The sequence below is a fragment of the Comamonas humi genome (assembly GCF_054782535.1).
In genome coordinates this window covers 261,145-274,343 of sequence record NZ_BAAGSH010000008.1, presented here as the reverse complement: position 1 = coordinate 274,343, position 13,199 = coordinate 261,145, and the positions used below count along the sequence as shown (strand labels likewise).

The 13,199-nt window shown below is 68.7% G+C and carries 8 protein-coding genes and 1 pseudogene; 2 read left to right on the top strand and 7 right to left on the bottom strand.

Translation table 11 applies throughout. The features are described 5' to 3' along the window. Positions 1-521: 521 nt before the first annotated feature. A pseudogene (locus ACYVKR_RS11185) lies at positions 522-626 on the bottom strand (FAD-linked oxidase C-terminal domain-containing protein); the annotation flags it as partial. 154 nt (positions 627-780) lie between these two features. Between ACYVKR_RS11185 and ACYVKR_RS11180 the strand changes: the two are divergent. Next, positions 781-969: an acyl-CoA dehydrogenase C-terminal domain-containing protein gene (locus ACYVKR_RS11180; protein WP_460480977.1), complete on the top strand. Its 189-nt coding sequence runs from the start codon at positions 781-783 to the stop codon at positions 967-969. 282 nt (positions 970-1,251) lie between these two features. Further along, positions 1,252-1,572, top strand: a complete 321-nt coding sequence (locus tag ACYVKR_RS11175) for a Rieske (2Fe-2S) protein (RefSeq protein WP_460480976.1) — start codon at positions 1,252-1,254, stop codon at positions 1,570-1,572. A 164-nt stretch (positions 1,573-1,736) separates the two neighbouring features. Here ACYVKR_RS11175 and ACYVKR_RS11170 read toward each other — a convergent pair whose 3' ends face one another. From ACYVKR_RS11170 to ppc, 6 genes are all read right to left on the bottom strand, one after another. Continuing rightward, the gene (locus ACYVKR_RS11170; protein ID WP_460480975.1) at positions 1,737-4,478 is read right to left on the bottom strand and encodes a molybdopterin-dependent oxidoreductase; all 2,742 of its coding nucleotides are present in this window, start codon (positions 4,476-4,478) and stop codon (positions 1,737-1,739) included. 12 nt (positions 4,479-4,490) lie between these two features. After that, positions 4,491-5,720, bottom strand: coding sequence for an NAD(P)/FAD-dependent oxidoreductase (locus ACYVKR_RS11165; RefSeq protein WP_460480974.1), 1,230 nt, complete (start codon positions 5,718-5,720; stop codon positions 4,491-4,493). Next, a complete protein-coding gene (gene nirD / locus ACYVKR_RS11160) occupies positions 5,717-6,049 on the bottom strand; it encodes a nitrite reductase (NAD(P)H) small subunit (RefSeq protein WP_460480973.1) in 333 nt (110 codons plus the stop codon). The genes ACYVKR_RS11165 and nirD overlap by 4 nt, the downstream gene beginning before the upstream one ends. Positions 6,050-6,098: 49 nt before the next feature. Next, a complete protein-coding gene (gene nirB, locus ACYVKR_RS11155; RefSeq protein ID WP_460480972.1) occupies positions 6,099-8,648 on the bottom strand; it encodes a nitrite reductase large subunit NirB in 2,550 nt (849 codons plus the stop codon). 16 nt (positions 8,649-8,664) lie between these two features. Beyond that, complete coding sequence (locus tag ACYVKR_RS11150; protein ID WP_460480971.1) at positions 8,665-9,990, bottom strand: MFS transporter; 1,326 nt, start codon at positions 9,988-9,990, stop codon at positions 8,665-8,667. A gap of 259 nt (positions 9,991-10,249) precedes the next feature. Next, on the bottom strand, positions 10,250-13,132 hold the full coding sequence (ppc, locus tag ACYVKR_RS11145; RefSeq protein WP_460480970.1) for a phosphoenolpyruvate carboxylase: 2,883 nt from the start codon (positions 13,130-13,132) through the stop codon (positions 10,250-10,252). Between the last annotated feature and the right edge of the window lie 67 nt (positions 13,133-13,199).

Genomic DNA, 13,199 nt, shown 5'->3' with positions numbered 1-13,199 from the left:
GTGCAACTCACAGTCTCCATGTAGGTTGGGAATTTCGGCATCCGGAAAGCATTCTGTACATCGCTTTGCGCCATACCTGCATGCAATGTTGTCATATTTTGTATGCGAGCAAGAATACATTGTCAATAATTTTTGTATTCATATGGATGCTCTATCCTTGCGGAGAGCTGCGTGAAATTCAGCTATTGCTCTTTATTTGATAGCTTATTCCGCTCATAAACAGGGTGTTATGGTCGAGGGGAGGCATACTCAAGGCGGTGAATGGGGGGGCGAAAGCCGGCGAAGCGTGCAGGAAGCCCGGTATCCGCAGGCCGGCCTGCTCCCAGTGAAGAAGCCCCGGGCATGGGCCTTGCACCTGGCGCAGCTGGGCCAAATACTGAAGGAGAGCGCCAAGCTCACACGCTCAAGGGCGTCTGTGGTATGCCTGTGCCGAACGATGCAGCAGGCTCTGCCGCGCCGAGGCGTCGGGCTGCTGCCTCTGCGCGTCACTCCGGCCCGAGGGTGAAGCGCTAAGGCTGTAGTCAGAGCGCGAAAATCTTCCCCGGATTGAGGATGTTCTGCGGGTCCAGCGCTCGTTTGATGGCCCGCATCATCTCCACTGCGCCCGCGCCGGTTTCGTCGAGCAGACCGAAGTCGCGCTACCGACAGCGACGGCCAGGCCCTGGCCGAGCGCCTGCAGGCCGCACGCCAGGCCTACCTCGAGGTCGTGGACTTCGTCGCCGCGCACGGCAAGGGCGAGCCGAATCAGGCCTACGCGGGCAGCGTGGTCGCGGCTGGCAGATGGGGGACGCGCTGCTGGCGGCCCAGGGGCTGTTGCAGACGGGACAGGACGAGGCCTTCGGGCGCGCGAAGATCGCCACCGCTCGTTTTTATGGCGACCATGTGCTGGTGCGCACCCAGGCGCTGCGCGATGCGGTGCTGCACGGTGGGACCATCGGTGATGGCGCTCGAGGATTTCTGAGCAGTTAGCCTGTCCAGGCTGTGAGAGCAAGGGACCGAGGAAGCCGATGTGGCAGGACCATGAGGCACAAGCCGTTGGCTGTCTGCTCATGGTTACAGCAGTCACTCAGGCCGACGGTCACGGATGACCGGATTCAGCCTAAAAGGCGCCTTCCCAGCAGGTGCAGCCAATCAGGGTTGTCTTGCGATCTCTCGATCACAATACATCGCTGTCATCCGGGGGCCGCCCCATCTCTTTGGTTTTACGATGGATAGTGGGAGGACAGCAGACTATGGTGGAGATGCATTTCCATGGATGAATGGATAACGGTTGCTTCGTGGGCGAATGTCTCGACCACGCATCGCGCTCTGGTTCGCGTAGCGGGTCATGAGATCGCGGTCTTTGTGGTTGATGGACAGCCTTATGCCATTGAGGACAGTTGCCCGCATGCGGGCGCAGCGCTGTGCCGGGGTGCATTGAATGGGCACCTGGTGCAGTGCCCGGCTCATGGTTTGCGCTTTGATCTGCGTACCGGGGGACTGGCTGGCTGCCAGGATGGCCTCCAGGCTCGTACGTATTCCGTGCGTGTTGAAGGAGATGCGGTCCAAGTGCAAGTGCCGCCCGTCGTTTGATCCATGGATGCTCAGTCGCGCGGGGGTGTCAGAAATTCCGTATTCGGGGCGGGTTGAGAGTGACACGGGAGGCCGGCTGAATCGCTCCGCCATCCGCCAGAAGCAGCCCGCCAAGAGGACGAGTTTCGCGACGATCACTAGCGCCTTCCAGCCAAGCCGCACCCTCAAGCCGCCAACTGCACCCTCGCCTCCACCAGCAGCCGCTTGAGCTCCGGCACGCACGAGCCGCAGTTGCCGCCGGCCTTGAGGCAGGCGGTGATCTCGGCGGTCGACTGCAGGCCCTGGCTGCGGATGGCGTCGCAGATGGTGTTGCGGCCCACGCCAAAGCAGGAGCAGACGGTGGGGCCGGTGTCGGCGCCCGCCTCGATGGGCTGGCCCAGCAGCACGCCGGCGCGGTCGATGTCCTCGAGCCGCTGCTGCACGAACAGGCCGGCCAGCCACTGGCGCGATGGCAGGTCGGGCCGTGGCGACAGGTAGATGCAGGACTCGATGCGGTCATCGACCACATGCACGGCGCGGTAGATGCGCGCGGTGGCGTCTTCATATTCCAGCCAATCGGCCTGGGCGTCCTGCACACCCAGCAGTGCGCGCGCCCAGTCGTGGGGCGCGGCCACGGGCTTGCGGCCTGCCAGCTCGTAGCGCACGAACTGGCGGCCCTGGATGCGCGTCCACCAGGCGGCATCGCCGCCCTCTTCCACATCGAGCGCGCGGCGCGTGAGCACAAAGCCATGCCAGGCGACCTCGAAGGGCTCGACGATGACCGGCGTGTGCTTGAACTCGGGCTCGCCCGAGACGGGATCGACCACCGGGTTGACGACCGCGCCCACGCGCGCGTCAGAGGCGAAAGGCCCGCTCCAGTGGATGGGTGCGAACACGCTGCCGCGCGCAATGCCGCCGCCCATGCGCACCCGCGCCACCATGCTGCCCCAGCGCGAGCGCACGCGCGCCAGCGCGCCCTCGCGCACGCCGGCGAGCAGCGCGTCGTGCGGGTGCAGGTCGATGAAGGGCTCGGGCACATGGTCGGCCAGCTTGGGCGCGCGGCCGGTGCGCGTCATGGTGTGCCACTGGTCGCGCACGCGGCCGGTGTTGAGCACCAGCGGGTAGTCGCCATCCACCGAATGCACCGGTGCGCGCGCCGGCGTGGGCACGAAGCGCGCGCGCCCGTCGGCGTGGGCAAAGCGCCCATCGCCGAACAGGCGCGCGGCTCCCCCTCCGCTGTTGGATGGCAACGGCCACTGCACTGGCGCCAGCCCGTCGTAGGCCGTGGCGGACAGCCCCGCCAGGCCGCCGATATGGAAGGCGCGGGGCAGACTGCCTTCGGGGCCGTTGGCCTGCGCCGACAGGCGCGCATGTTCGTCGAACACCTCGCGCTGGTGGCCGTAGCCAAAGCCATCGTAGCCCATGCGCCGCGCCACCTCGGCGATGATGGCCCAGTCGGCGCGGGCCTCGCCCGGCGCGGGCGCAAAGGCGCGCTGGCGCGAGATGCGGCGCTCCGAATTGGTGACGGTGCCGTCCTTCTCGCCCCAGCCCAGCGCGGGCAGCGCGATGTCGGCATGCCGCAGCGTGTCGGTATCCAGCACGATGTCGCTGGCCACCACCAGCTCGCAGGCGGCCAGCGCGCGCCGCGCCTGGTCGGCATCGGGCAGGCTGACGACCGGGTTGGTGCCCATGATCCACACGGCCTTCACGCGCCCGGCCTCCATGGCCTGGAACAGCTCGACGGCCTTGAGGCCCGGCCTGTCGGCCATGCGCGGTGCGTTCCAGAAGCCCTGCACCAGCTCGCGGTGCGCGGGCTCGTGCAGCTCCAGGTGGGCGGCCAGCATATTGGCCAGGCCGCCCACCTCGCGCCCTCCCATGGCATTCGGTTGTCCGGTGACGGAAAACGGCCCCATGCCCGGCTGGCCGATGCGGCCGGTGAGCAGGTGGCAGTTGATGATGCTGTTGACCTTGTCGGTGCCGGCCGACGACTGGTTCACACCCTGCGAGAAGGCGGTGATGGTGCGCGGCGTTTCGGCAAACCATTGGTAGAAGGTGCGCACCGCCTCCTCGCTGAGCCGGCACGCGCGGGCCACGGCCGCGATGCTGCCGGCATCCGCCTCGGCCACCTGCAGCGCCGGCTCCAGGCCCTGGGTGTGCTGCGCAACAAAGCCGCTGTCTGCCCTGCCCTCCCGCGCCAGGTGCGCCAGCAGGCCGTTGAACAGCCACACGTCGGTGCCGGGCTTGAGGGGCAGGTGCAGGTCGGCCAGCTCGCAGGTGGCGGTGTGGCGCGGGTCGATCACCACCAGCTTCATCGCGGGCCGCGCCTCCTTGGCGCGCGCGATGCGCTGGAACAGGATGGGATGGCACCAGGCGGTGTTCGAGCCCACCAGCACGACCAGGTCGGCCAGCTCCAGGTCGTCGTAGCACACGGGCACCAGGTCTTCGCCGAAGGCGCGCTTGTGGCCGGCCACGGCCGACGACATGCACAGCCGCGAGTTGGTGTCGATGTTGGCGCTGCCGATGAAACCCTTCATCAGCTTGTTGGCCAGGTAGTAGTCCTCGGTCAGCAACTGGCCCGAGACGTAGAAGGCCACGGCGTCGGGCCCGTGCTCGTCGATGATGCGGCGAAAGCCCTGGGCCACGGCATCGAGCGCCACGTCCCACGATACGCGGGACAGCGGCGCGCCCTCCTCCGGTGCGCGGTCGCGCATCGCGGGGTGCAGCAAGCGGCCGTCCAGCCCCAGGGTCTCGCCCAGCGCCGAGCCTTTCACGCACAGGCGGCCGGCGTTCGCAGGGTGCTGCGGGTCGCCGGCCACCAGCACCTGGCCGTCCGCCTGCGGCGTGGCGATCACGCCGCAGCCCACGCCGCAGTAGGGACAGGTGGTGCGCACCGGCGCGGGGATGGAGGCCATGGGGATCGTCGTCATCGAGAACTCTCTTCAGGCGGCCTGCGCTTCACAAAGGGCGCGGCCGAACAGCAGGCGCTGGCGCATCGCGGCGATAGGCGCCTGCCGCTGGATCAGGTCGAAATACCAGGGCCCGTCGGCCACGTCGCCATACAGCACCGCGCCGACGATGCGCTCGCCCTGCAGCACCAGGCGCTTGTAGATGCCGCGGCGTGGGTCGCGCAGCACGATGTCCTCGGTGCCCGGGCCGCCGATGATGTTGCCGGCCGAGTACAGGTCCACGCCGGTGACCTTGAGCTTGGTGGCTGTGGCCTGCTGCACGTAGCGGCGGTGGCCGGCACCGGCCAGGTGCGCGGCGCAGACGCGGGCCTGCTCCCAGATCGGCGCCACCAGGCCAAAGGTGCTGCTGCGGTGCTGCACGCATTCGCCCACGGCGTAGATGCGCGGGTCGTAGCTCTGCAGCGTGTCGTCCACGACGATGGCGCGCTCGCAGTGCAGGCCGGCAGCGCGGGCCAGCTCCACGTTGGGGCGCACGCCCGCGGCCATCACCACCAGGTCGGCCTGGATCTCGCAGCCGCTCTTGAAGCGCACGGCCGTCACGCGGTCTTCGCCCACCAGCTCGGCCGTCTCTGCGCCCAGCAAGAAGCGCAGGCCGGTGGATTCGAGCGCCTGCTGCAGCAGCGCCGACGCGGGCGCGTCGAGCTGGCGCTCCATCAGGCTGTGGTGCAGGTGCACCACGGTCACCTCCATGCCCTGGCGCAGCAGGCCGTTGGCGGCCTCCAGCCCCAGCAGGCCGCCGCCGATGACCACGGCGTGGCGGTGCTTGCGCGCGGCCTCGACCATGGCCTCGACGTGCTGGATGTCGCGGAAGGCGATCACGCCTGGCAGCGTGCTGCCCGGCACCGGCGGGATGAAGGGGCGCGAGCCGGTGGCGATCAGCAGCCGGTCGTAGCGCGCCTCCACGCCGCCCTGCGAGCGCACGACGCGGCGCGCGCGGTCGATATCGACCACCGGGTCGCCCGCATGCAGCGCGATGCCGTGCTGCGCATACCATTCGCGCGGGTTGAGCATGATGTCATCGACGCTCTTCTCGCCCGCCAGCAGCGGCGACAGCAGGATGCGGTTGTAGTTGCCGTGCGGCTCTTCGCCGAACACGGTGATGTCGTACAGCCCAGGCGCGAGCTGCAGCAGCTCCTCTACCGTGCGCATGCCGGCCATGCCGTTGCCGATCACGACCAGGCTGGGGCGTGGGGTGGTGGTCATGCCGCCACCCAGACCCGCCCGTCCTCGATCTTGGCGGCGTAGGCGGGCACCGAGTGGCCGGGGTCTTCCAGGCATTCGCCGGTCGCCAGGTCGAAGTGCTGCTTGTACAGCGGCGAGGCGACGACGATGCGCTCGCCCAGGCTGCCCACCAGGCCGCGCGCCAGCACGCTGGCGCCGCTTTTCGGGTCAACGTTGCCGATGGCGAAGAGCCGGTCCTGCACGCGGAACACCGCCACGTGCTGGCCGCCCACCAGGGCGCAGACGCCGGTGTCGGGCGCTATCTCCTGCACGGCGCACACGGCCGTCCAGCTTGCGTCGGGATGTGTCATGGTGGCGATCCTCATTTTTTGATAGCTGTTCGCGCTTTCTGCATAAGGGCTAGACGCCAATTTCATCCAAAACTTCGGTTGTACTGCGCTCTGGCGAAGAGCGCTCCTGCGGCAGCGCCGGGCGGATCTGGCCGCGCTCGGCGACGAAGACGATGTGCTCGTCGGGCCGCTCGCTGTTGACGAAGCTGCGAAAGCGCTGGCGCACCTCGGGGTTGGTCACCGCGGTCTTCCATTCGTCCTGGTAGGTGTCGACCACATGCTGCATCTCGGCCTCCAGCTCGGCGGCGATGCCGAGGCGGTCGTTCACCACCACGTCCTGCAGGTAGGCCAGGCCTCCCTCCAGGTTGTCGCGCCAGGTGCTGGTGCGCTGCAGGCGGTCGGCCGTGCGCACGTAGAACATCAGAAAGCGGTCCACGTACTTCACCAGCGTGGCCTGGTCCAGGTCGGCGGCCAGCAGTTCGGCATGGCGCGGCTTCATGCCGCCGTTGCCGCAGACGTAGAGGTTCCAGCCCTTCTCGGTGGCGATGATGCCCACGTCCTTGCCCTGGGCCTCGGCGCATTCGCGCGTGCAGCCCGAGACGCCGAACTTGAGCTTGTGCGGCGAGCGCAGGCCCTTGTAGCGGTTCTCCAGCGCGATGGCGAAGCCCACCGAGTCGCCCACGCCGTATCGGCACCAGGTCGATCCCACGCAGCTCTTGACCGTGCGCAGCGACTTGCCGTAGGCGTGGCCCGACTCGAAGCCGGCGGCGATCAGCTCTTCCCAGATCAGCGGCAGCTGCTCCACGCGCGCGCCGAACAGGTCCACGCGCTGGCCGCCGGTGATCTTGGTGTAGAGGCCGTACTTCTTGGCCACCTGGCCGACGGCGATCAGGCCCTCGGGCGTGACCTCGCCGCCCGGCATGCGCGGCACCACCGAGTAACTGCCGTCCTTCTGGATGTTGCCGAGGTAGTAGTCGTTGCTGTCCTGCAGGCTGGCCAGCGGCGCCTTCAGCACGAACTCGTTCCAGCACGAGGCCAGCACGCTCGCCGCCACCGGCTTGCAGATGTCGCAGCCCAGGCCCTTGCCGTGCTTGTGCAGCAGGTCGGCAAAGCTCTTGATGCCGCCCACGCGCACCAGGTGGTACAGCTCCTGGCGCGAGTACGGGAAGTGCTCGCACAAATGGTTGCTGACGGCCATGCCGCGCCGGGTCATCTCGGCCTTCATCACCTGCGTGACCAGCGGCACGCAGCCGCCGCAGGTGGCGCCCGCCTTGGTGCAGGCCTTGAGGTCGGCGATGCTGCAGGCGCCCTCGCCCACGGCCGCGCAGATCTGGCCCTTGCTCACGCTGTTGCACGAGCAGATCTGCGCACTGTCGGGCAGAGCATCCACGCCCAGGCCGGGCCTGGCTTTGCCGTCGCTCGAAGGCAGGATCAGGAACTCCGGGTCCGCCGGCAGCGCGATGCCGTTCAGCGCCGTCTGCAGCAGCGTGCCGTACTCGTCGGCATTGCCCACCAGCACCGCGCCCAGCAACTGCTTGCCGTCCTCGCTGACGACGATCTTCTTGTAGACCTGCTTGCGCTCGTCCACGTACTGGTAGTTGCGGCTGCCGGCCGTCTTGCCCTGGGCGTCGCCGATGCTGGCCACGTCCACGCCCATCAGCTTGAGCTTGGTGCTCATGTCGGCGCCGGTAAAGCCGGCGCCGGCCTCGCCGGCGATGTGGCGGGCCGCCACGCGGGCCATGTCGTAGCCGGGCGCGACCAGGCCGAAGACCTGCTCCTTCCACGACGCGCACTCGCCGATGGCGTAGACATCGTGGTCGCTGGTGCGGCAGAAGTCGTCCACCACCACGCCGCCGCGCGGGCCTATGGCCAGCACGCACTGGCGCGCTAGCTCGTCGCGCGGGCGGATGCCGGCGGAGAAGACGATCATGTCGGTCTCCAGCCGCGAGCCATCAGCAAACACCATGCGGTGGCGCGCCATGGCGCCGTCGGTGATCTCCACCGTGTTGCAGCCGGTGTGCACCTGCACGCCCAGCGCCTCGATCTTGTGGCGCAGCATGCGGCCGCCGCCCTCGTCCACCTGCACGGCCATCAGCCGCGGCGAGAACTCGACCACATGCGTCTCGAGCCCCAGGTCGCGCAGCGCCTTGGCGCATTCCAGCCCCAGCAGGCCGCCGCCCACGACCACGCCGGTCCTGGACTTGCGGCCCGAGGCCTGCATGGCCTCCAGGTCCTCGATGGTGCGGTAGACGAAGCAGTGCGGCCGGTCGCGCCCCGCCACGCCAGGCACGAAGGGGCTGGAGCCGGTGGCCAGCACCAGCTTGTCGTAGGGCAGCACCTCGCCGTCGGCCGTGGTCACGGTGTTTTCGCGGCGCTCGACGGCCACCGCACGCGCCGCCAGCCGCAGCGTGAAGCCGGTGCGCTCGAAGAAGCCCGGCTCCACCAGCGACAGGTCTTCGGCGCTACGGCCGCTGAAGAACTCGGACAGGTGCACGCGGTCGTAGGCCGGGCGCGGCTCCTCGCACAGCACCGTCACTTCGGCACCCTGCAGGCCGGTCTCGGCCAGGCTTTCGAGAAACTTGTGGCCCACCATGCCGTGGCCCACTACAACGATCTTCATACCCATGGTCCGCTCCTCAGGCGCCAGCGGTTGCAGCCGCCAGCGTGTTGTCGTACAGCGCCTGTTCGCGCGCCTTGTGCTCGGCCGAGAAGCGCACCGCGATGGCGCACACCGCCGACAGCGCCACCAGCACGCCCAGCACCGACAGCGTGTGCTGCGTGTCGCCCAGCCCCTTCATCAGAAAACCCGCGGCCACCGCGCCCACGTTGCCGCCGGCGCCGATGATCCCGGCCACGCCGCCCAGCGCGTTGCGGTCGATGAAGGGCACGAGCGCATAGGTCGCACCGCAGGCCATGTGGGTGAACAGCCCGAACACCAGCATCGCCGCCACAGCCAGCAGCACGCCGTCGGCATGGGCAAAGGCCAGCAGGCCCAGGCCCTCGCCCAGCATCAGCACGCACAGCAGCAGGGTGCGGCCATCGAGCCCGCGGCGGCGCGCCATGCGGTCCGACACGATGCCGCCCAGCGCCCGGGCGAACAGCGCCAGCAGCCCGAAGCTCGCCGCCGCCATGCCGGCCGAGGCCAGCGACAGGCCGAAGCGGTCTACGTAGTAGATGGCGGCCACGTTGTGGATGAAGATCTCCACGCCGAAGCAGGCGCCGTAGGTGATGAACAGCAGCCACACGCGGTGGTTGCGCGCCGCGGTGGCAAAGCTGGCCCAGCCGCCCTTCTTGCCGCTGTCCACCGATTTACCGGCCGCGCGCAGCTCGGCGTAGTTGCCCTCGGGACAGTCCTGCGTATAGCGCCAGTAGAGGAAGGCCACGACCAGCATGGCCAGGCCCGGCACCACCATGGCGATGCGCCAGCCCATGCTCTGGCTCACGCCCACCATCACGATGGCCGTCAGCAGCAGCGGCATGGTGCCCTGCGCGACGCCGCCGCCCGCATTGCCCCAGCCCGCCGTGGTGGCGTTGGCGGTGCCGACCACGTTGGGCGCGAACATCACCGAGGTGTGGTACTGCGTGATGACGAAGCTCGCGCCGATGGCGCCGATCGCCAGGCGGAAGAACAAAAAGGCCTCGTAGCTCTGCGCCAGCGCCACGCCCAGCACGGGAATGGCGCCCAGCACCAGCAGGCCGGTGTAGGTCTTGCGCGGACCGTAGCGGTCGCACAGCGGGCCGACGATGAGCCGCACCAGGATGGTCACCGCCACCGCGGCGATGTTGATGTTGGCGATCTGCGCCGGCGTGAGATGGAACTCGCCCTTGAGCACCGGCATCAGCGGCGCGCAGGCGAACCAGGCGTAGAAACAAACGAAGAACGCCAGCCACGTGAGGTGGAAGGCGCGCATCTGCGGCGTGCGCAGGCTGAACAGGTCGATACGGGTGGCTTTGCCGGTCATGTCTGCCTCTGTGGTTGCGGCGGGCCCGAAAGGGCCATTCACCATGGCAAGCCGTCAAAAGCAAAACATGTGCCAATTCATTTTTTTCAAATTAATCAATCAAATACCATCATCGGCTGGGCTTTCGCCAGCCCTGGCCGCGCACTGCGCCGGCACGCGGCCGGCACCGGGATGGCGCGGGATGTCCAACGATGGTGCAACGCACCAAATAAAAACGCCTCGCGGGGGCGAGGCGTTCTGTGGCGAGGCAGCGGCCGGATCAGCCGGTGTTGCGCAGCGCGGCGGCGATGCCGTTGATGGTGATGTGGATGCCGGTCTTCACCCGCTCATCGGCCTGGCCGCTGCGCCAGCGACGGATCAGCTCGACCTGCAGGTGGTGCAGCGGGTCGATGTAGGGGAAGCGGTGGCGCATCGAGCGCTCCAGCGCCGGGTTGTGCGCCAGGCGCTGGGCCTCGCCGGTGATCTGGGACAGCGCATCGGCGGTGCGCTGCCACTCTTCCTCGATGGACTGGAACACCCGCTTGCGCAGCCGGGTGTCGGCCACCAGCTCGCTGTAGCGCGAGGCCAGGGCCAGGTCGCTCTTGGCCAGCACCATGTCCATGTTGGACAGCAGCGTGCGGAAGAACGGCCACTGGCGGTACATGCGCTGCAGCAGCGCCCACTGCGTGCCGGGCGTCTTGCCCTCGGCCTGCACGAAGGCCTGCACCGCCGTGCCGAAGCCGTACCAGCCCGGCAGCGTGAGCCGGCACTGGCCCCAGCTGAAGCCCCAGGGGATGGCGCGCAGGTCCTCGATGCGCTGGTTGGCCTTGCGCGAGGCCGGGCGCGAGCCGATGTTCAGCTCGGCAATCTCGCGGATCGGCGTGGAGCTGAAGAAGTACTCCTCGAAGCCCTTGGTCTCGTACACCAACTCGCGGTACGCGGCCATGCTGGCCTGCGACAGCGTGGCCGCCGCCGCCAGGAAGGCCGGCGTGGCCGGCTTGGTGGGCTGCAGCAGCGTGGCCTCGAGCGTGGCGGCCACCAGGGTCTCGAGGTTGCGGCGGCCGATCTCGGGGTTGGCGTACTTGGAGGCGATGACCTCGCCCTGCTCGGTCAGGCGGATCTGGCCGCGCACCGTGCCCGGCGGCTGCGCCAGGATGGCCTGGTAGCTCGGGCCGCCGCCACGGCCCACCGTGCCGCCGCGGCCGTGGAACAGGCGCAGGCGCACGGGCTGCTTGATGCTGAGCTTGTCGAACAGCTCCACCAGCGCGATCTCGGCCTGGTACAGCTCCCAGTTGCTGGTGAAGATGCCGCCGTCCTTGTTGCTGTCGCTGTAGCCGAGCATGATGTCCTGCTCGCCGCCGCTGCGCGCCACCAGCGCCGCGATGTGCGGCAGGCCGTAGTAGTCGCGCATGATGGCCGCGGACTGCGCCAAGTCCTCGATGGTCTCGAACAGCGGGCTGACGATGAGCGCGGCGGTGGACTTGCCGTCGTCGATGTGGCCGCCCAGCAGGCCCACTTCCTTTTGCAGCAGCAGCACCTCGAGCAGGTCGCTCACCGCCTCGGTGTGGCTGATGATGTAGTGGCGGATCGCGTCGCGGCCGTAGGTCTGCACCACGCGGCGCGCCTCCTCGAAGATCGCGATCTCGCTCTGCGCCAGCGCGCTGTAGGCCACGCCGGGCACGCGCAGCGGCCGGGCATCGCACAGCTGGCGCAGCAGCAGCGCGCGCTTGGCCTCCTCGGTCTGCGCGCTGTAGTCGGCCTCGACGCCGGCCGTGGCCAGCAGCTCGGCCACCACGGCCTCGTGCGCATCGGAGTTCTGGCGCAGATCGATGGTCGCCAGGTGGAAGCCGAACACCTGCACCGCACGGATCAGCGCCGACAGGCGCTGGTCCAGCAGCACCTTGCCGTGGTTGTCGCGCAGCGAATCCTCGATCACCCGCAGGTCGGCCAGCAGCTCGCCGGCGCCGCCGTAGGGGTTCTGCGGCGCCACCGCGTGGCGCGCCGCGTCGCCACCGGTCAGTTGCTTGAGGGTGGCGGCCAGCCGGGCGTAGATGCCCACCAGCGCGCGGCGGTAGGGCTCGTCCTCGCGGTGCTCGCTGGTGTCGGGCGAGCGCGCGGCCAGCGCCTGCAGCTCGGGCGTCACGCCCGCCAGCCGCTGCGACATGGACAGCTCGCCGCCCAGGTAGTGCACCTGCTTGAGGTAGTAGCGCAGCACCAGGTCGGCCTGGCTGCGCATCGCGGTCTGCAGGCTGGCGGCGGTGACGTTGGGGTTGCCGTCGCGGTCGCCGCCGATCCACTGGCCCATGCGCAGGAAGCTGGCCAGGTCGCGCTCGCCCAGGTCGCGCTCCAGCGCCGCGTAGAGCTTGGGAATCTCGGTGAGGAAGGTGGCCTCGTAGTACGACAGCGCGTTGTCGATCTCGTCCTCCACCTTCAGCTTGGAGAAGCGCAGCAGCCGCGTCTGCCACAGCTGGGTGACATGGGCGCGCAGGTGGGCCTCGTTGTCGGCCAGTTGCCGGGGCGTGAGCGTGTCGCGGGCCGCCTTGAAGAGCTGCGCGCGCTGCAGCAGGTCGTCGCGCACGGTCAGCAGCTGGGCGATGTTGCGCTCGGCGTCGAGGATGCTCTTGCGCTGCACCTCGGTGGGGTGGGCGGTGAGCACCGGCGACAGCCAGGCATGGGTCAGCGTGTCGACCACGGTCTTGGTCGGGATGCCCGCCCAGCGCAGCCGGGCCAGCGCCACCTCGATGCTGCCCTCCTGCGTGTTGCCGGCACGGTCGTGCACTTCGCGGCGGCGGATGTGGTGGCGGTCCTCGGCGAGGTTGGCGAGGTGCGAGAAATAGGTGAAGGCGCGGATCACGCTCACCGTCTGGTCGCCCGACAGGCCCTTGAGCAGCTTCTTGAGCGACTTGTCGGCGTCCTGGTCGTCGTTGCGGCGGAAGGCCACCGACAGCGTGCGCACCTGCTCAATCAGGTCGAACGCAGCCTGGCCCTCCTGCTCGCGGATCACGTCGCCCAGGATGCGGCCCAGCAGGCGGATATCGTCGATCAGGGGCTGGTCCTTGTCCTCTTTGCTCCCCTTGCGCGGCGTGGCGGGAGCCACCGGGGGCTCGCTCGAATCCGCCGCCTTGGCTCGGTTGCTGGCAGGCTTGCGCTGGGCTGTCTTCATCAACAAAACTCCGCTGGATGGTGAATGCGATGCCGGGCGCGTGCCCCACGGCGCTGCAGCAGGCATG

Bases quoted from the DNA above. Each gene is read 5' to 3' on its own strand.
- ACYVKR_RS11180 (WP_460480977.1), top strand. From the start codon at position 781: ATGGGGGACGCGCTGCTGGCGGCCCAGGGGCTGTTGCAGACGGGACAG.
- ACYVKR_RS11175 (WP_460480976.1), top strand. From the start codon at position 1,252: ATGGATGAATGGATAACGGTTGCTTCGTGGGCGAATGTCTCGACCACG.
- ACYVKR_RS11170 (WP_460480975.1), bottom strand. From the start codon at position 4,478: ATGACGACGATCCCCATGGCCTCCATCCCCGCGCCGGTGCGCACCACC.
- ACYVKR_RS11165 (WP_460480974.1), bottom strand. From the start codon at position 5,720: ATGACCACCACCCCACGCCCCAGCCTGGTCGTGATCGGCAACGGCATG.
- nirD (WP_460480973.1), bottom strand. From the start codon at position 6,049: ATGACACATCCCGACGCAAGCTGGACGGCCGTGTGCGCCGTGCAGGAG.
- nirB (WP_460480972.1), bottom strand. From the start codon at position 8,648: ATGAAGATCGTTGTAGTGGGCCACGGCATGGTGGGCCACAAGTTTCTC.
- ACYVKR_RS11150 (WP_460480971.1), bottom strand. From the start codon at position 9,990: ATGACCGGCAAAGCCACCCGTATCGACCTGTTCAGCCTGCGCACGCCG.
- ppc (WP_460480970.1), bottom strand. From the start codon at position 13,132: ATGAAGACAGCCCAGCGCAAGCCTGCCAGCAACCGAGCCAAGGCGGCG.